Raw genomic sequence first — 18,953 nt, forward strand, 5'->3', positions numbered from 1 at the left:
TTTTATCTTATTGCTAATGGGAAAGATAACCTTTTCTTCCCACAAAAAAGCTCTTCTTTTTCAAATCCTCTTTCCCCCTTCTCGAAAACGCAAGATTTAAACGATCGTTTCAACTAGTCGTTTTATGAAAAAACATTTAGACCATAAGATAGATGAGTAATAGCTACAAGTTGTGATGTTGTGTCTATATGAAAAAATCAAATTGTTAAGTAGATTGTGTTTTTTTGATTTATACCTTAAATTCTAATTTTATGAGTAATGTAGTATTTTGGAGACAGGTGTTTCTGGGAGCCTCTTTATTCCTTTGCGGCGGATATCCCATCATCGCTGCGGAAGTTGGCGATTTAACACCAAACGTAGGAACTCGTAGCCTACAACAAGATGGACGTAGAGTCATTTGTGCTATTTCAGACAAAGCCGGACCAATTGTAGGGGCAAATGTCCTTGTTAAAGGAACCACTATCGGAAATATCTCCGATATGGACGGACGTGTTATTTTAGAAGGTGTGCCTAGTAATGCGATTTTAGTTGTGTCTTACATTGGCTATGTCAGTCAAGAAATTCCTTTAAAAAGTAGTCAGACGAATGTGAGGATTCAATTGGTGGAAGATACTCAAGCTTTGGATGAAGTGGTAGTAGTTGGATATGGTACGCAATCGAAGAAGGACATTACCGGTTCTGTTGCTGTTGTTTCTACAGACGCTATCCACGAGACTCCGGTGGCGACTTTCGCCGAGGCTTTGCAAGGAAAAGCATCCGGTGTGTATATCTCTAATTCCGGAGGTCCCAGCGGTGAGACTACGATCCGTATTCGTGGTGTGGGTTCTCTTAATAGTTCAGACCCGTTGATTGTTGTGGATGGTGTATCCGGGGTGGATATCAGTTCCGTAAACCCGAATGATATTGAGTCTATGCAAGTGTTGAAGGATGCTTCAGCTACCGCTATTTATGGTGCACAAGGTGCGAATGGCGTAATTATCATTACGACGAAGCAGGGTACGCGTGCTGATCGTGTTCGTGTCTCTTATAATGGATATTTTGGTGTCGCTAAGATGGCTAACAGCGGTTATGATTTGTTGAACGGTTGGGAATCGATGGAATTCGAGGAATTAGGACAGCAGAATCTGTATAACTATCGTGGTTTGGCAACCTCTCATCCTCAATTCGGGCAAATCGCCGCTACGGGTGGTAAAGGTATTTCGATGCCTTATGCGATTAAGCCGGCCGGTTATAGCGAACAGCAGATTATTGATATGTATGGGAGCGTAGAGGCTTGGGAAAAGTCGTATGTAGACGATGGAAGCAGCTCTTGGGCCCGATCCGCGTATTATCAGATGTTGGCCGACGGTTATTCCGATGCGGAGGCTCGTAAGGGTACCAATTGGTACGATGAGATTGTACAGACCGGAAAGATCCAAGATCACCAGATCTCTTTGGTGGGTGGTGGCGAGAAAGCTACTTATTCTGTCTCTTTGGGTTATACAAATCGAGAGGGTACGATCCAGAATTCTTATTTCAAACGTTACTCTTTACGTACGAATACGACCTATAATCCTAATAAGTATTTCACGATGGGCCAAAATACGAACCTTGCCGCTATGGAAACGGGAGGAGAGTCTGGTCGTCAAGGAGACGCGAACACGTTCGCTAAGACTTATACCATGAATTCGTGGGTACCTATATATAATGTAGGAGGTGATTATACGGGATCCGTGGCACCTAATGCGGGCCGTGATATTTCCGCCGTGCATCAGGTAGCTATGAATGAGAATGATTGGACACGCATGTTTCATGGACAGACTGCGGTTTTTGCCGAGCTTTCCAATCCTTGGATCGAAGGTCTGAAGCTTCGTTCTCAGTTTAGCGCTCGCTTGAATGGTATGTGGAGTTTGGAGATGACCGAACGTCAAAATATGGCGAACAAAGAGGCTTCTGCCAACAATACATTGACTGAGACGGGCAACTGGCGTTTGAACTGGCAGTGGACAAATACGGCTACTTATACCAAGAAGATTCATGAAGATCATAATATTACCGTTGTTTTGGGTACGGAGGCTATCAAACAAGGTGTCGGCCGTTATATGCAAGGAACCCGTATCGATTACATCTTCGAGAGCGATCCGAATACTTGGACGCTGGATAATGGTTCTTCTTCTAATATAGGTAACTCTAGCCGTTATCAAAGAAAAGTGACTATGTTCGGCCTTTTCGGACGTGCGGACTATTCTTATAAGGGTAAATATTTGGCGACATTCACGATTCGCCGCGACGCTTCTTCCAAGTTTGGTTCCAAGAACCGTTGGGGTAACTTCCCTTCCGCCTCCTTGGGATGGCGTATGTCTGACGAGAAATTTATGGAGCCTACCCGGAAATGGTTGGATGACTTTAAGCTGCGTGCCGGTTATGGTACGACCGGTAATTCGAATATTGGTTCTTACAACTATGCGTTCCAGTATGGTACGGGAAATTATTATATGTATCCTATCACGGGATCGGATTCAGAGACTTCTCCCGGTTATGTGCTCTCGAACTTGGGTGACTCGGACGCTAAATGGGAAACCACAAAAATGTTTAATATAGGTTTCGACCTTACGGCTTTGAGTAACCGATTGACCGCCGGATTTGACTTTTATGTAAAGAATACCTCAGACTTGCTTGTGCCTGCTAACTGGTCTGCGCTGGTTGGTAACGCATCAAAGCCTAGTATCAATATCGGTGATATGAAGAACAGAGGTATTGATTTGTCCATTGGATGGAGGGACAAAGTTGGCGAGTTCGGTTATAACATCACGGCTAACATCTCAAGATACAAGAATGAGGTTACCCGGTTGGGATCTTCTGATTTGTTCAACGATACTCGTTTGAGCAAGGTGAATATTACTACGGTGGGCCAACCTGTCGGAATGTTCTACGGGTATCAGATTGAGGGTATTTATCAAAATGAGCAAGATGTTATTTCCTCGGGCGTTCTGCCTTATGGTGTGGCTACGGAAAACGATTTGGTCGCTTCCGCATGGGTAGGCCGATATAAGATGAAAGACGTGAACAACGATGGTAAGATCGACGCGGATGACCGTACGATTATCGGTAATCCTCATCCTGATTTGACCGGAGGTTTCAATATCTCTTTGACTTGGAGAGATTTTGATCTAAGTACTTACATGTATTACTCGATTGGAAATGATTTGTACAAACACTACGAGTACTATACGATGTTTGGAAACTTGCAGTCTAATTATTCGAAAGATCGTTTGGCGAAATCTTGGGATCCGGTGAATAATCCGAACGGTATTTATCCTTTGTGGACAACGACCTCGACCGAGGGCCCCGAGGCTGGTAACGAATCGAACTCCAATTATGTGCAAGATGGTTCTTATCTTCGGATGCAGACGTTGACTTTGGGGTATTCATTGCCTAAGAAGTTGCTGAAGAAGATCGGTTTCGAGAAGATACGTGTATACGGCCAGATCAGTAACGTGTTTACGATAACCGGTTATGATGGATTGGATCCGGAGGTTCGTTCGCATACTTCGTTCGAGAACGAATATGTATCAAGCGATATGAATAAAGGTATCGATTATGGATCTTATGGTATGCCTCGTCAGTTCTTGATGGGTGTGAATGTGACATTCTAACGTATGTGCTTTATAAACGATTAATTTGAATTCATTATGAAAAAAGTTCTTATATATTTTGCGATGGCGGTGGTTCTCGCGTTAGGCAGCACATCTTGTTCCGATTTCTTGGAAATCGAACCTGTAGGTGCGGTTAATGAAACCAATTTAACGGATCAGGAAGGTATTAATTATCTTCTTACCGGCATGTATTCAGCGTTAAATATTCCGGCGGCTACGACGAACTCTTATTTTGGGGCAAGCTTGACAAACTATACGTATGGTGATGTGATGGGCGGTGACGCTAATAAGGGGTCAACGGCTGCGGACCAATCGGACTTCACGTTGTTGGAGACTTTTAGCTTTACGACCGATAATTCCTATATCAAGCGTAAATGGGTGGCAGTATACGATGCGGTGGCTCGTGCTAATAATGTCATGCATTTGGCCGGTTTGATTAAAGATGAGCTTTCCGCTATACCGGGACAGGAGAAAGATTTTTATACCGAGGCCATAGCCCAAGCTCGTTTCATGCGTGGTTTTTATTTGTTTGAGGGTATCAAGAATTTTGGGGCGGCTATTCCTTATGTATCTTTGGAGGATTATGAGTCGTCCGTGAACCCACTGATATCGAATGTGGATGAGAGCGGTAACTATATTTATATTTGGGAACAGGTGGCTGAAGATTTGCAGTATGCTTATGATAATCTTCCCGGCGCATGGCCGGAAGAGCCCGGTCGTGCCAACAAATGGGCGGCTGGAGCGTTTTTGGCGAAACTGAGAATATTCCAGTCTTCTCCCTATAATGGAACGAATGGAACCTCCAACAAATGGACGGAGGCTAAATCGATTTTAGAAACGGTTATCGCTAATGGTACGGATAGCAAGGGCACGAAATATACCTTGACCCCGAGTTATGAGACGCTTTACACGGCGGGCGAGAGCGACTGGACGGGCGAGTCTGTGTTTGACGTCCAGATGGCAATCTCCGGTACGCAGTATTATACCAACGCGATCAATGGTAACTCTCATATCTCATTGTCTGGCAAGATTGGTTCCGGCTGGGGATTCTACCAGCCTTCTTATGACTTGGTGAATGCGCATATGGTGGATGAGAATGGATTGCCTTATCTCGATAAGTCGTATCAAAGCAAAACCTCGGTTACGACAATTGATGGCGATAATGTACCTCATACGGATTTGACGGTTTATACGGATCCTCGGGTTGACGTATCTGCGGGTCGTTTCAATGTGCCCTATATGGATTGGGATATACCAGTTACTATCGATGGCTGGATTCGTGATTTGGCGAATGGCGGTCCGTTCTTGAATAAGAAGAACCTGCCGAAAAAGGCGGATAAGGGAGGCTTGAGCTTGACTACAACCGGTGGCTCAACTGCCAAGAACTTCCACTTGATGCGTGTAGCTGAGCTTTACCTGCTTTATGCTGAGGCTTGTATAGAAACGGGTGATATCAATACTGCCAGAGAATATATCAACAAAGTTCGCGCACGTGCCGCACAAAGTTGTATCATGGCTGCCGACGCGAATAACAATATGGCTTTAACTTCTTCTCCATATGTATTGGAGGATAAGGTGAGCGGAAATACCATTGCTAATACGGCGGCTAATTATCGCATCGGCTTGTATCCTGCGAGTGGCTGGACAGTGGATAAGGCGATAAAAGCCTTGCGTTTCGAGCGTAGGATCGAGTTGGCGATGGAGGGGCATCATTGGTATGATCTTGTGCGCTGGAATGCGGCTTCTGAGGAGCTGGGTAATAAAGGTTCGGGCTTCTTGGCTTATGAAAAGAGATATTTGCTGAAGTACCAATCGGCTACGTATCCGGATAGATTAGTGACACTTCCGATCCCTAACGATGAAATTGTCACCATGGAAGGCGTATTAGTCCAGAATGAGAACTGGAAATAAATTGTAAGTTGATAATCATTGTGGGCCGGGCATGTGATATGTCCGGCCTTTTGTATATTTGTACCGTGAATTCAACAACCCGGTGAGGTTCGGTGTTCTTAAGATAAACAATAAATGAGGATCATTATGAGATTGGTGTATATTTATCATAGCGGATTCGCTTTGGAAGCGGATGGCTTTTCGATCTTGATCGATTATTTCAAGGATAGCGATCCGGACCCGGCCAAGGGATACGTGCGTAGCGAACTCTTGAAGCGTGCGGGCACATTATATATATTAGCGTCGCATTTCCATCCGGATCATTTTAATCCGGAAGTATTGAAATGGAAAGAGCAGAAGCCGGATATCAAATATATCTTTTCCAAGGATATATTGAAGCGTCGGAGGGCCAAGGCTGATGATGCTATTTATTTGAAGAAGGGGGATGCCTATCAAGATGAACTTCTGACCATCAAGGCATTTGGTTCCACGGATGTGGGGATCTCTTTCCTGATAGAGACAGAAGGCAGACGGATCTTCCATGCCGGCGACTTGAATAATTGGCATTGGAAAGACGAGTCCACCCCACAAGAGGTAGCCGAGGCTGAGGGTAATTACTTGAAGGAACTGGATATAATAGCGAAAGAAACCTCTGTGATGGATCTCGTCATGTTCCCGGTCGATCCTCGTTTGGGTACCGATTTCATGAGGGGCGCCCAGCAATTTATCGATCGTATAAAAACAAGCGTATTTGTCCCGATGCACTTTTGGGAACGTCCGGCGGAGGTTATGGCTTTCGGCCCTTACGCCGAATCGAAAGGATGTCGTTATATCGTATTGTCTGTTCCGGGAGAAGGGACGGATATATAATATATTATTAATGTATAGGTTATTAAACGCATAAATTTATTAGGTATGGAAGTTAAAGGTAGATTTGACCATTTCAATATTAATGTATTGGATTTGGATAAGAGTATCGCTTTTTATAATAAAGCGTTGGGATTGAAAGAGCACCATCGTAAGGTAGCGGAAGACGGTTCGTTTATCTTGGTTTATCTAACGGATGAGCAAACCGGTTTCTTGATGGAGCTGACTTGGCTGCGTGACCGGAAAGAACCTTATGAGCTAGGCGACAATGAGAGCCATCTTTGTTTCCGGGTAGCCGGCGATTATGAGGAAGTACGTAAATACCACAAGGAAATGGGAGCGGTTTGCTTCGAGAATACCAAGATGGGATTGTATTTTATTAATGATCCGGATGACTATTGGATCGAGATATTACCGTTGCGATAATTCTCCATTATTATATAACAATGTTGCTTAACATAAGTTTTCGAAAAAAGAAGATAAAATGACAGGAATCTGTAAAATTTTCTTCAAATCGTATTGCAACTTGTGTTAAACCTCTTATATTTGCTACCTAGAAAGAGGAAAATCATTATTAATCCTAAATATAAAATCATGGAGAAGCCTTATGTAGTAGGTATCGATATAGGTGGTACCAACACTGTTTTTGGTGTAGTTGACGCAAGAGGAACAATCTTGTATAGTGGATCAATTAAGACTGGTAAATATGCAGACGTTAATGACTATGTAGCGGAACTTGCTAAAGGTCTGAAGTCTGTTATTGATCAGGCTGGTGGTCCGGATAAGATTAAAGGTGTGGGTGTAGGTGCTCCGAACGGAAACTTTTTCAACGGATGTATCGAATTCGCTCCGAACTTGCCTTGGAAAGGTAAGATTCCTTTGGCTCAATTGATCAGCGAACAGATTGATGGTATTCCTGTTGCTTTAACAAACGACGCCAACGCTGCCGCTATCGGTGAGATGACTTATGGAGCCGCTCGCGGTATGAAAGATTTTATCGTGATCACTTTGGGTACCGGCGTGGGTAGCGGTATCGTAGTAGGTGGTAACTTGGTATACGGACATGACGGTTTTGCCGGTGAGTTGGGCCATGTTATCATGCGTCGTAACAACGGTCGTCAGTGTGGTTGCGGTCGTCAAGGATGTCTGGAGGCTTATGCTTCAGCTACCGGTGTGGCTCGTACGGCTCGTGAATATCTGGAAATCCGTAAGGACGAGAGTGTTCTTCGCGACTTGGATCCGGATGAAATCACTTCAAAAGACGTATACGACGCAGCTATGAAGAATGATAAGATCGCTCTTGAGATTTTCGAGGCTACCGGCTCTATGTTGGGAGAGGCTTTCGCTGATTTCGTAGCATTCTCTAGCCCGGAGGCTATCATTTTGTTTGGCGGTCTTACGAAAGCTGGCGATTTGATCATGAACCCGATTAAACGTTCAATGGAGAAAAATATGTTGAAGGTTTACGCAGGTAAGACTAAATTATTATTCTCTCAATTGAAAGAGAGCGACGCTGCCGTATTAGGAGCAAGTGCTTTGGGTTGGGAAGTAAGAGACCAAAGCGCTGGTTTGGAAGTCTAAATCCGGTTTTACGTATAACGAAAAGACATTTGCGAAATAAGGCAAGCCGCATCTATATTTAGGTGCGGCTTGTTGTTTTTAATTGAATTATAAATCATAAAGTATGAGACATCCGTTGTATCAATTTCAGTTTTGCCCGGTTTGCGGGGCAAAAGCTTTCGTGGAACATAACGAGAAAGCGAAAAAATGTATGGCGTGCGGTTTTGTTTATTATTTCAACCCGTCGTCGGCTGTCGCTTGTTTCATAAAGAACGCTAAGGGGGAGTTATTGCTGGTTCGCCGAGGAAAAGAGCCGGCTAAAGGTACATTGGATTTGCCCGGTGGCTTCGTCGATATGTTTGAGTCGGGGGAGGAGGCCGCTCGCCGGGAAGTAAGGGAGGAGACGGGGTTGCATATCCAGAATTGCCGTTATTTGTTTTCCTTGCCTAATTTATATATGTATTCCGGCTTTGAGGTGCATACGCTGGATATGTTTTATGAGTGCTTGGTAGATGATTTCAATAACGTGCATGCGGAAGATGATGCCGCCGAGATCGTGATCCTTCGCCCGGAGAATGTGAATCCGGAAGACTTCGGTTTAGACTCTATCCGAAAGGCGGTACCAGCCTATCTTAGAAAATAACAATTAGGAAAATTGTACGAAAATGAAAGATGATATATCTTATCGTTGCAACATGATACATCTTGTCGTTGTAAGATAATACATCTTCTCCCTATAAGGTGTATCATCTTCCATAGAGATAATTTTAGAACGTGTTGTCCTAAATATTAATAGAACTTGCCTTCTGTTTGGCGCATATTACTTATATTTGCGAATTAGAACGAATAGGCACTGAAGTAAGTGCTTGTATTAAAAAGCAAATGAGTGATGAAAAGAATACTTATTCCGCTGTGTCTGGTAGTAGGCAGCCACATGGCAAGCGGGCAGAGATCGTATCAATTTGATGCGCCGAACCGTTTGTTTGTCGAAGGCAAGGAGTTGTTTAGTTTGAAGAATTATTCAGGTTGCATCGATAAGCTGGAGGCGTATAAACAGCATTCCACGGATGCCGACTTGATTCAAGAAGCCGATTATATGTTGGTCTACTCCGCTTATGAGCAAGGCCGTCCCAATGCCGTTGAGTTATTGAAAGATTATCTGGATGTGTACCCGGCTTCCCGTCATGCGGACGAGGTGAACTTCTTGATCGGTTCCGCCCATTTCGGACAGGGAGAGTATCAGAAAGCTATCTTTTGGTTTAACGAATCGAACATTGATATGCTAAGTCCGGAACAACAGGAGGCTTATTGTTTCCGTCTGGCTTATTCCTTGTTGCAAATCGGGGATATGGAGAAGGCCCGTGGTTATTTCGCACGGATCGAGCAGATTGGAACGAAGTACCGGGAAGCGTCTACCTATTATGTCGCTTATATCGATTACGCAACCGGTAAATACAACAATGCCTTGGTGGAATTTACCCGCTTGAAGGACTTGCCTGATTATAAAGAGCGATCCTTGTACTATATCACGCAAATTTATTTTATCCAGAATAAATACGAGAAAGTGATCAGCGAAGGTAAGGAATTGCTAGCCTCTTATCCGGATAGCGAGAACAATAGCGAGGTTTACCGTATCATGGGTAACGCCTACTATCATCTGGGAAATGAGGATCAGGCGATTAATATGCTGAGTAAATATGTATCCTCGACGGATAGCCCGTTGAGGGGCGATTTATATATCTTGGGCGTATGTTATTACAATAAGGGTAATTACAGTAGCGCCGTGAACGCTTTGGGGCGGACCGTACGTGAGAACGATGCCCTTTCGCAGAACGCTTATCTGTATCTGGGGCAAAGTTATCTGAAATTAAAAGATAAGAATAACGCCCGTATGGCCTTCGAGGCTGCCGCGACTTCTTCTTTCGATAAGCAAGTGAAAGAGGCGGCTATGTATAATTACGCTTTATTGATCCACGAGACCGCTTTCACGGGCTTTGGCGAGTCGGTGACAATCTTCGAGGATTTCTTGAATGATTTTCCGAATTCCAAATATGCCGATAAGGTAAACGATTATCTGGTGGAGGTTTATTTGACTACCAAGAACTATCAAGCGGCTCTGAACTCTATCGATAAGATCAAGCATCCGAGCACGAAGATCTTGGAGGCGAAGCAAGATATCTTATTCCAGTTGGGAACGCAGGCGTTCACGAATATGGAATTGGATAAGGCGGTCGATCTTTTCAGCCGTGCGATCTCGTTGGGCGCTTATAATCTGGAATCTCGTAACGACGCTTATTTCTGGCGTGGGGAATCTTATTATCGCCAAGGTGAGTATAACAAGGCGATTTCCGATTATCGTACCTATTTGAATAATACCCGCCAACGTAATACGGATATGTATGCCTTGGCACATTATAACTTAGGTTACAGCTACTTCAAATTGAAAGAGTATGGCGAGGCGTTGAACCGCTTCCGTCAATACGTGAATTTGGAAAGCAATCAGCAGACTCCGGCTTATGCGGACGCTTATAATCGTATCGGCGATTGTTTATTCCACAACCGTCAGTTCGCTATGGCGGAAGAGAATTATACCCGTGCGGCGCAATTGCAACCGTCCGCCGGAGATTATTCGGTGTATCAGAAGGGCTTCTTGCTGGGATTGCAGAAAGATTATAAGGGAAAGATCAGCGTGATGGATCGCTTGATCCGTGAGTTCCCGGAATCACAATATGTGGATGATGCCTTGTTCGAGAAAGGACGTTCTTACGTGTTATTGGATAACAATCAAGCGGCTGCGGCAAGCTTTGAGCAATTGATGCGTGATTTCCCGCAAAGCAGTCTGGCTCGTAAGGCCGGCGTACAGCTTGGTTTGATTTACTTCAACGACAATCAGCCGGAGAAAGCGGCCGACGCTTATAAGAGCGTGATTAGCAATTATCCGGGTAGCGAGGAGGCGAAAGTGGCCTTGCAAGATTTGAAGTCCGTATATATCGAGCTGAACGATATCAATTCGTTTGCCGCCTATGCGAATTCGTTAGGTGGAAATGTTCGTTTCGAGGTGAGTGAGCAAGACTCCTTGACCTATCTGGCGGCCGAGAAGTTATTTATGCGAGGCGATAATGAGGGCGCTCGTCGTAGCTTGACGAATTATTTGCAAACCTTCCCGCAGGGAGCGTTTAGCTCGAACGCTAATTTCTATTTGGCAAGTATCGCTTTTGCCAAGAAAGATCTGGAGGAGGCGAAACGTCTGTTCTCATTGGTATTGGAGAGCGGTGATACGAAATTCAGGGAAGAGTCTTGGGCTCGTAAAGCTGAGATCGAGTATCTGGATAAGGATTACGCCGCCGCTATGGAAAGTTTCAAGCATCTACAGGCGGTAGCGGAGAATCCGGAGAATAAGGAGGCCGCTAAATTGGGCTTGATGCGTTGCGCCGAGTTGATCGGTCAGCCGCAAGAGGCTTTGCTTGCCGCCAACGATTTGCTGAAGGAACCGAAGCTATCTCCGGAGATCATGTCCGAGGCCCGTTATGTCCGTGCGAAGGCTTATATCAGCTTGAAGCAGGAGAACAAGGCGTTGGCCGACTTGAAGGAGATCAGCAAGGATACCCGTACGATACACGGGGCGGAGGCTAAATATCTATTGGCTCAATTGTATTATGATAATAAGGATGATAAGAATGCCGAGACTGTCTTGATGAACTTCATCGAGAACGGTACGCCTCACCAATATTGGTTGGCACGGGGCTTTATCTTGTTGGCTGATATTTATATCCGCCAAGGTGATGATTTCCAAGCTCGTCAATATCTGACCAGTTTGCAAAACAACTACAAGGGCGATGATGAGATCGCCGCGATGATCGAAGACAGATTGGGTAAACTAAAGAAATAAAAGAAAGCGATGAAGACTATATATAATGTAAAGGCGTTGTGTGTGGTAGCTTTGCTGGGTTCGGCTGCTGCTGCGAGTGCGCAAGAGGATGTTACGAAAGAAAAGAACCTGAACCGAGAGATGACGCTTGAACGGGAGTATGATCCTTCCGTGCAGGACGCTAGCAAGGTAAATACGCTTCCCGTGGTGAAAGAGCCGGAGGTTCGTAAGATCCCGATCGATTACTCGAATTATACGATCGCCGCCGATCCGCAGAAAGAGATTAGTTTGTTGCCTTCCGGAAATATCATGACGCAGATGGATTACAACAAGCGTCGGGGATATTTTAACTTTGGTATGGGTACGCGCATGAATATCAACGGAGACTTGGGCTATCATATCCTGAGTACCGAGAAGGATCAGCTGAATCTATGGTATTCGCATCGCTCCACGAACGGAAAGCCAAAGGATTATGATGTCAAGGCGAAAATCAATGACAACTTGGGAGGCATCAACTACAAGCACGCTTTCGAGAAGACGATATTCAGTATCGGAGCGAAGTACGGCTACTCCGCATTCAATTATTATGGGGCGGCATTGTCTGATCCTACATCCAGTTATGCCCCTTCGGAGGATTTGTTACAGAGAGATCGCGAAACCAACCAAGTGAACCAGACGATCGCTGCTACGATAGGTTTCGAGTCGAAGGAGGAGGCTGAGGTTGGCTATTTGTTGGACTTAGGTTATACTAATTTCTCGCATAAATATGGATTAAGTAGGGTGATGGACGGCCCTACGGAGCATACTCTAGAGGCAAAGTTTGATCTGAACGCTGGTTTCAATGGGAATATGCGAGTAGGCTTGGGCGGTTTGGTCGAATATTTCAATTACAGTTTGCCGGAGGTAGGAGGTTATGAATATGAGTTCAAGAACCATGTCGAGGCGATGTTGTCGCCTTATTATAAGGTAGAGGGTGATAATTGGAATTTAAAGCTGGGTGCGAACGTGATGCTGGCTACGGGCGACGAGACAAAATTCATGGCCTCTCCGAATGTAGCCGCCGATGTGGAGGTGGCCGACAAGACGGAGCTATACGTGAACGCTGGCGGCAAGATGTACTCCAACAGCATGTACGAGATGTCGCGTGTGAACCGCTACCTCTACCCGATGGCAGAACTATTGCCCTCGCGCAATTGGCTGGACGCTGTCTTGGGTATCCGGAGCGGCGTGGCACCGGGCTTTTGGTTTGATGTGTTCGCCGGATATAAGATAACGAGCGATGATGTGCTGTTTACTCAGTCTGATGTTTGGTCAGCGAATTATTTCGGCAGTTTCAGTGTTGCGGAGCCGGGTATCGACACGAAGCAACTTTTCGTGGGAGCCAACTTGAAGTATAGTTATCAACAATGGTTCGATATTGCTTTGAAAGGTGTATATAATAATTGGAAAGCGGAAACGGATGAAGGCGAGTTGCCTCATGCGTGGGGGAAGCCGGAAATGGAACTGAATGCGAACCTGACCGTCCGCCCGATTGAGAAATTATCTATCGCTTTGGATTATTATTTGGCTACCGGACGTTATGCGAATGTACGGACTTGGGGTGTCAATGGGAACACTGGTATGACGTACGATAAAATGAATGAGTTTAAGATGGATAACATCAACGAGCTAAACCTAACAGGTACCTATACCTTCAACGATACCTTTGGTGTTTATGCCAAGTTGACCAATATTCTTTGCCAGAAGTACGAACTGTATTACGGTTATCCGATGCAGAGTTTTAATGCGATGTTGGGCGTGAATATCAATTTCTGATATCCGGAGGACAGGAAGGATGGGCGACATAAATATCAAACAACTGGAAAGCCTTCGCTGGAGGATGCGGGTGATCGAGACGCTGACCGTGATCGGGACGGCGTGGATCGCCTTGGCGGTTTACCAGAAGAAGGAAGAACTGGTTTATTATTTGGTGGGAGCCGTAGTCCTTCTATTCCTGTTAAAGTATTATACGCAATTCCGTCTGCGAAAAAGACAGTTCGTCTCTAATCTCGTGGAGCAGCGGACGATGGAATTGCGTTTCCAGCGGGATGCGATGCAAGCGGAGTCGGAGAAACTATCCCGTGCCCTTTCTGCTTTGGCGGACGCTCAGGACGAGTTGGTTCGTAAGGAACGTCTGGCATCGATCGGCCAATTAACGAAAGGTCTGGTGGATCGTATCTTGAATCCCTTGAATTATATCAATAACTTCGCTCATTTGTCTGCCGCATTAGCGAAAGATATCAAGCAGAATATCGATGAGGACGAAGAGACCGGTAAACACGATAATTATAATGATACGCAAGAACTGCTGGTTCTTTTGACCGGCAATCTGGATAAGATCGCCAAGCATGGTGATAACACGGTGCGAATCGTAAAAGCGATGGAAGAATTGCTGAAAGATCATTCGGCGAATCGAACCTGCGTGGATATTAATGATTTATGTAGGGTCAATCTGGATATCTTGCGAAAGAATTACGCGAAGGAGATCGAGAAGAATCAAGTAGATCTATCATTCTCCGGGCTTTCCGTACCGTTGACAATCGAGGTGAATATCGATCAGATGGGAAAAGCCTTGTCGCAGATATTGGATAATAGTATATATGCGGTCTTGAAAAAGGCCGGAGAGCCGGGATATCAGCCTTCTGTCTCGTTGGTATTGCGTATTCAAGCGGATAAGTTGCAAGTGGTTATCCGTGATAATGGCGTCGGTATAGAAGAAACGATAAAGACGAAAGTCTTTTCTCCGTTCTTTACCACCAAACCGACCGCGGAAGCGGCAGGAACAGGTCTTTACTTGAGTCGGGAGGTCGTGTTGAACCATAAGGGTACGATCGCTATCGAGTCGGAGAAAGATAAATATACGGAAGTTACGATTACGTTGCCTATTTATAGTTAGGAAAGGAGGTTCATCATGATACAGGATTTACATACCGAGATCGATCGGTTAAAAAGGCGGATTAAACTTTGCGAGCGGGTTACGCTGGGTAGCTTGGTCGGTATTTGTGTATCTGTGAAGTTCGGTCATCAAGAATGGATCGGATTGCTTTTCTTGATTCTGTTTTGCCAGATCTCTAAGTTGGTTTTCAAGCGGAAACTCAAACAAAAAGAGTATTTGGTAAAAGAGGTAGAGGAGCGTACGCAGGAGATCCGTTCGGAGAAAGACGCGATCCAAGAGGAATCCGAGAAATTGGCGGCGGCTTTGAAAGCCTTGGGTGAGGCGCAGGACGAGCTGGTCCGTAAGGAACGGATGGCTACCGTAGGGCAATTGACCCAAGGTTTGGTGGACCGTATCTTGAACCCACTGAATTATATCAATAACTTCGCGAATCTGACATCGGGGCTGGCCAAGGATCTCCGGGAAAATCTGGATAGTCAGAAAGAGCATCTGAAACCGGATGTGTATGATGACTCGGTAGATTTGCTGAATATGATGACCAGTAATTTGGAGAAGATCTCTGAGCATGGTTTCAATACGGTCCGTATCGTTAAGGCGATGGAGGAATTGCTGAAAGACCGAAGAGGTAATCTTACGCTTACCAACATAAACGGATTATGCCGGATCGCCTTGGATAAATTGAAGAAAACGTATGAGCAGGATATTCAAGAGAAGAATATCCGGATTGTTTTCGATAATTTGACGCTGTCTTTGATGATGGAGGTAAACGTGGAGCAGTTCAGTAAGGTTCTGGCCGGGATATTGAAAAATTCCATGTATGCCCTGTTGAAGAAATCGGAGACCGTGACTTTTAGTCCGGAGATATTCCTTGGATTGAAAGTCAATAAGGATATGCTGGAAATAACGATCCGGGATAACGGGTCCGGTATCGACGAGAATATAAAAGATAAGATATTCGCTCCTTTCTTCACGACAAAGACAACGGGGGAAGCGGCCGGCGTAGGGCTTTACCTATGCCGTGAGATCGTGCAAAACCATCGGGGAACCATCGAGGTGGAGAGTAAGAAAGGAGAATATACCCAGTTTCTAATTACGATCCCTGTATATCAACCGAAAACAATTACACCGCCTAAAGAGGAGGAATAGATATGGAAGACCAGAGTAAGGAAATAGAACGGCTACGTTTGCAAGTGAAGAACTTAGAGAAATTATCTTCTTTAGGTATGTTGAGTGCCGGGATTGCGCATGAGATCCAGAATCCGCTCAACTTTGTCATCAATTTCAGTAAGCTGTCCTCTAAGTTAGTGGATGACTTGGAAGATATATTAGAAGAAGAGAAAGATGTCTTACCTCCGGAATCTTGGGAGAAGCTGACCGCCTTGCATGAGGAGTTTAGCGAGATCGTTAACGATTTGCATGGTAACTTGAAGAAGATCGAGGAACATGGAAACCGGGCGACAAGTATCATCCGGGGTATCTTGCTTTATTCCAGAGGGAAGGATGACGAGTACATCCCTACGGATATCAAGAATCTGGTGAAGGAATATGTTTGGCTGGCTTATCATTCGATGCGAGCGAACTATAAAGGTTTCAATATTGCGATCCGGGAGCATTACGAGGAGGGGCTTCCGATGCTGAAAGTGATCCCGCAGGATTTGAGCCGTGCGGTATTGAATGTCATGAATAACGCTTGCTATGCGGTCTATAGTAAATCCAAGCTCTCGCCGATCGGGTATGAGCCGGTTATATCCGTGGATCTACGGAAGGAGGGAGATTCTTTAAGATTAAGTATCGAGGATAATGGTATCGGTATGCCGGAGAATATCCGGGAGCAGATATTCTCCGCGTTTTTCACCACGAAACCGGTGGGAGAGGGAACTGGCTTGGGGCTATCTATCACTCGATCCATTATAGAGGAGAAGCATGACGGGAAGATAGAGGTGGAATCGAAAGAGGGTGAGTTTACCCGTTTCATATTCCTTATTCCATTAACGAAATAAACAGAAGAATTATGGCGATCAAGATATTAAGCGTAGACGACGAACAGGATCTGGAAGCGTTGCTAACCCAATATTTCCGTCGGAAGATCCGTAAGGGAGAGTATGAGTTCTCCTTTGCCCATAATGGCTTGGAGGCGTTGAGGATGATGTTGGACCATCCGGACTTTGATATCATATTGAGCGATATCAATATGCCGGAGATGGATGGTTTGACATTGCTGACGAAGATTAACGAGATGCGTAACCCGGCCTTGAAATGTATCATCGTATCGGCTTACGGGGATATGGAGAATATTCGTACCGCCATGAACCATGGTGCTTTCGACTTCGCTACCAAGCCGATCGATATGGAGGATCTGGAACGTACGATCGAGAAGGCGGTCGAGCAGATTTCTTTTATCAAGGAGGCCCAAAAGGAACATCATCAGCTAGAGGAGATACAATACGACTTGAACGTGGCACGTGAGATACAGCAATCGATCTTGCCGAAGCAGTTCCCTCCGTTCCCGCAATATAAGCAATTCGATCTTTATGCGACCATGAGTGCGGCGAAAGCCGTGGGGGGTGATTTCTATGATTTCTTCTTGGTGGACGATAATCATCTGGGTTTTACGATCGCTGACGTGTCGGATAAGGGGATTCCCGCCGCTATTTTCATGGCGATCAGCCGTACGGTGATCCGTGCTACGGCGCTTAGGCAGCTTTCCCCGGCGGTCTGCATGAAGGAATCGAATGATCTATTGTGCCGTGAGAGTGTCAATGGGATGTTTGTCACTACTTTTTATGCGATCTTGAATATCCATACGGGCGACGTGGTTTATTGCAATGGGGGGCATAATCGTCCGGTTTGGATTCGTAAGAACGATAAGGTATCTCTTTTGCCGATGACTGGTGGGATGGCCTTGGGAGTCGTGCCGGGATTAGCTTATAAAGAACAATCCTTGAAACTGGAGGCGGGAGACAGCTTGTTCCTCTATACGGATGGAATCAGTGAGGCGATGAACCTGCGGAATGAGCAATATGGAGATATCCGTTTGGTAGAGGCTTGTAGCTCCGTAAAGAACCAATCCCCCAAATCCATGATCGAAGGTATATCCGAATCCGTCCATTCATTCGTGAACGGCGCTACGCAGAGCGATGATATTACGATGTTGGCGCTGACTTATAAAGGATAATCATCTGGATAAAGGTAATTTCTTAAAGTTTACTTATATGAAAAAAGCATTTTCTGTATTTTTATCATTTTGCCTGTGTACTATTACCATGCTAGGCTTTACCGCTTGCGGTGATGATGAGCATGAGGATAAGCATGAGCATGGGCGAAGGACGGATCTAGTTGATGAGTTTGGTCGTATTCGTTGGGACGATCGGGTGAATCTATGGGCCATAGTTTGTTCCAAACCAATCGATTTCGTGGGTAATTACTATGTGGAGGATATGCCGATGGCTTATCAGCAGGAGGGGCTGAATGTTCGTTTCAGTGGAGTGGGCTATTCCTTGGAAGAGGGAAAGATTCCACCTACTATGTTGACAGAGGAATTCTTCTGTCTGCATGACTATACGATTACTCCCATGGAAGATTGAAATCTAAAGAAACATAAATTCATTGTATATCTTGTAGAGACGGGGCACGCCCCGTCTCTACAAATTACGATGGGCATTCTTAGCACCTAACATTGCCCATTATAAGCACTTTATAATGCCCATTGTAAGCCTTTAACGATGCCTATTATGAAGAGCTTACGTTATAGGTTGTAAATGAGCATTATACAAATAAACGCTATATCAATAACAACTAACTTCATAAATGCATAAAGTCGAGTTACTTGTACTTCTAGAATTTATTTGGGTACGGGTGCTCTGTCTTCTTAATGGTTGTACATATCCTTATTATAAAAATCCAGCACCTTGATCGCCATATCGTAGGCCGCTTGTGCCGGGCTTTCCGGATTGATCTCTATCGCTTGTAGGTAGCTGTTGAGGGCTAGGCGTACGTTGCCTAGTTTATAATGAGCTTTTCCGAGGAGAAACCAAGCCTCGTCGGATCTCGGTTGCTCCGTGAGGTAAGCGTCCAAGAGCCGGATCGCTTCTTCTAGTTTATTCTCTGAAATAAGTCGCTTTATCTCTTCCATATTTTTGAATAACCTTTTGATTTTGTCTCGCGAAGGTAAATAGAAACGAGTGACTATATATATAAT

14 protein-coding genes are annotated in these 18,953 nt (G+C 45.0%); 13 read left to right on the top strand and 1 reads right to left on the bottom strand.

Translation table 11 applies throughout. From position 1 onward, the window contains the following. Window positions 1–251 precede the first annotated feature (251 nt). The 13 genes from QVP94_RS03695 to QVP94_RS03755 all read left to right on the top strand — a co-directional run bounded on the left by QVP94_RS03695 (window position 252) and on the right by QVP94_RS03755 (window position 18,339). Window positions 252–3,635: a SusC/RagA family TonB-linked outer membrane protein gene (locus QVP94_RS03695; RefSeq protein ID WP_005859289.1), complete on the top strand. Its 3,384-nt coding sequence runs from the start codon at window positions 252–254 to the stop codon at window positions 3,633–3,635. Window positions 3,636–3,671: 36 nt separating this feature from the next. Next, entirely contained in the window at window positions 3,672–5,546 is a 1,875-nt protein-coding gene (locus QVP94_RS03700) for a RagB/SusD family nutrient uptake outer membrane protein (RefSeq protein WP_005859287.1), read from the top strand. A gap of 126 nt (window positions 5,547–5,672) precedes the next feature. Continuing rightward, window positions 5,673–6,395 carry an MBL fold metallo-hydrolase gene (locus tag QVP94_RS03705; protein WP_005859285.1) on the top strand — a complete coding sequence of 241 codons (723 nt, stop codon included), beginning with the start codon at window positions 5,673–5,675 and terminating at the stop codon, window positions 6,393–6,395. A 45-nt stretch (window positions 6,396–6,440) separates the two neighbouring features. Then, window positions 6,441–6,818, top strand: coding sequence for a VOC family protein (locus QVP94_RS03710; protein ID WP_005859283.1), 378 nt, complete (start codon window positions 6,441–6,443; stop codon window positions 6,816–6,818). A gap of 168 nt (window positions 6,819–6,986) precedes the next feature. Beyond that, entirely contained in the window at window positions 6,987–7,973 is a 987-nt protein-coding gene (locus QVP94_RS03715) for an ROK family protein (RefSeq protein ID WP_005859281.1), read from the top strand. Window positions 7,974–8,076: 103 nt separating this feature from the next. Then, window positions 8,077–8,595 (top strand): NUDIX domain-containing protein, encoded by a 519-nt coding sequence (locus tag QVP94_RS03720; RefSeq protein ID WP_005859279.1) that lies wholly within the window; start codon window positions 8,077–8,079, stop codon window positions 8,593–8,595. Window positions 8,596–8,841: 246 nt separating this feature from the next. After that, entirely contained in the window at window positions 8,842–11,841 is a 3,000-nt protein-coding gene (locus QVP94_RS03725; protein ID WP_005859277.1) for a tetratricopeptide repeat protein, read from the top strand. 9 nt (window positions 11,842–11,850) lie between these two features. After that, on the top strand, window positions 11,851–13,635 hold the full coding sequence (locus QVP94_RS03730; protein ID WP_008772738.1) for a TonB-dependent receptor: 1,785 nt from the start codon (window positions 11,851–11,853) through the stop codon (window positions 13,633–13,635). A 19-nt stretch (window positions 13,636–13,654) separates the two neighbouring features. Beyond that, window positions 13,655–14,755 (top strand): sensor histidine kinase, encoded by a 1,101-nt coding sequence (locus tag QVP94_RS03735; RefSeq protein ID WP_005867656.1) that lies wholly within the window; start codon window positions 13,655–13,657, stop codon window positions 14,753–14,755. A gap of 15 nt (window positions 14,756–14,770) precedes the next feature. Further along, complete coding sequence (locus QVP94_RS03740) at window positions 14,771–15,901, top strand: sensor histidine kinase (protein ID WP_008779247.1); 1,131 nt, start codon at window positions 14,771–14,773, stop codon at window positions 15,899–15,901. A gap of 2 nt (window positions 15,902–15,903) precedes the next feature. Next, window positions 15,904–16,755: a sensor histidine kinase gene (locus QVP94_RS03745; protein ID WP_005859269.1), complete on the top strand. Its 852-nt coding sequence runs from the start codon at window positions 15,904–15,906 to the stop codon at window positions 16,753–16,755. An 11-nt stretch (window positions 16,756–16,766) separates the two neighbouring features. After that, the gene (locus QVP94_RS03750) at window positions 16,767–17,930 is read left to right on the top strand and encodes a PP2C family protein-serine/threonine phosphatase (RefSeq protein ID WP_022192001.1); all 1,164 of its coding nucleotides are present in this window, start codon (window positions 16,767–16,769) and stop codon (window positions 17,928–17,930) included. 37 nt (window positions 17,931–17,967) lie between these two features. After that, a complete protein-coding gene (locus QVP94_RS03755) occupies window positions 17,968–18,339 on the top strand; it encodes a hypothetical protein (RefSeq protein ID WP_022192002.1) in 372 nt (123 codons plus the stop codon). A gap of 284 nt (window positions 18,340–18,623) precedes the next feature. Here the strand turns inward: QVP94_RS03755 and QVP94_RS03760 are convergent, their stop codons facing one another. Beyond that, window positions 18,624–18,887 (bottom strand): tetratricopeptide repeat protein, encoded by a 264-nt coding sequence (locus QVP94_RS03760; RefSeq protein WP_005859264.1) that lies wholly within the window; start codon window positions 18,885–18,887, stop codon window positions 18,624–18,626. Between the last annotated feature and the right edge of the window lie 66 nt (window positions 18,888–18,953).

The sequence above is a fragment of the Parabacteroides sp. CAG:2 genome (genome assembly GCF_000436315.1).
Lineage (GTDB): Bacteria > Bacteroidota > Bacteroidia > Bacteroidales > Tannerellaceae > Parabacteroides > Parabacteroides distasonis.

Bases quoted from the DNA above. Each gene is read 5' to 3' on its own strand.
- QVP94_RS03735 (WP_005867656.1), top strand. From the start codon at position 13,655: ATGGGCGACATAAATATCAAACAACTGGAAAGCCTTCGCTGGAGGATG.
- QVP94_RS03730 (WP_008772738.1), top strand. From the start codon at position 11,851: ATGAAGACTATATATAATGTAAAGGCGTTGTGTGTGGTAGCTTTGCTG.
- QVP94_RS03705 (WP_005859285.1), top strand. From the start codon at position 5,673: ATGAGATTGGTGTATATTTATCATAGCGGATTCGCTTTGGAAGCGGAT.
- QVP94_RS03740 (WP_008779247.1), top strand. From the start codon at position 14,771: ATGATACAGGATTTACATACCGAGATCGATCGGTTAAAAAGGCGGATT.
- QVP94_RS03750 (WP_022192001.1), top strand. From the start codon at position 16,767: ATGGCGATCAAGATATTAAGCGTAGACGACGAACAGGATCTGGAAGCG.
- QVP94_RS03695 (WP_005859289.1), top strand. From the start codon at position 252: ATGAGTAATGTAGTATTTTGGAGACAGGTGTTTCTGGGAGCCTCTTTA.
- QVP94_RS03745 (WP_005859269.1), top strand. From the start codon at position 15,904: ATGGAAGACCAGAGTAAGGAAATAGAACGGCTACGTTTGCAAGTGAAG.
- QVP94_RS03725 (WP_005859277.1), top strand. From the start codon at position 8,842: ATGAAAAGAATACTTATTCCGCTGTGTCTGGTAGTAGGCAGCCACATG.
- QVP94_RS03755 (WP_022192002.1), top strand. From the start codon at position 17,968: ATGAAAAAAGCATTTTCTGTATTTTTATCATTTTGCCTGTGTACTATT.
- QVP94_RS03710 (WP_005859283.1), top strand. From the start codon at position 6,441: ATGGAAGTTAAAGGTAGATTTGACCATTTCAATATTAATGTATTGGAT.
- QVP94_RS03720 (WP_005859279.1), top strand. From the start codon at position 8,077: ATGAGACATCCGTTGTATCAATTTCAGTTTTGCCCGGTTTGCGGGGCA.
- QVP94_RS03760 (WP_005859264.1), bottom strand. From the start codon at position 18,887: ATGGAAGAGATAAAGCGACTTATTTCAGAGAATAAACTAGAAGAAGCG.
- QVP94_RS03715 (WP_005859281.1), top strand. From the start codon at position 6,987: ATGGAGAAGCCTTATGTAGTAGGTATCGATATAGGTGGTACCAACACT.
- QVP94_RS03700 (WP_005859287.1), top strand. From the start codon at position 3,672: ATGAAAAAAGTTCTTATATATTTTGCGATGGCGGTGGTTCTCGCGTTA.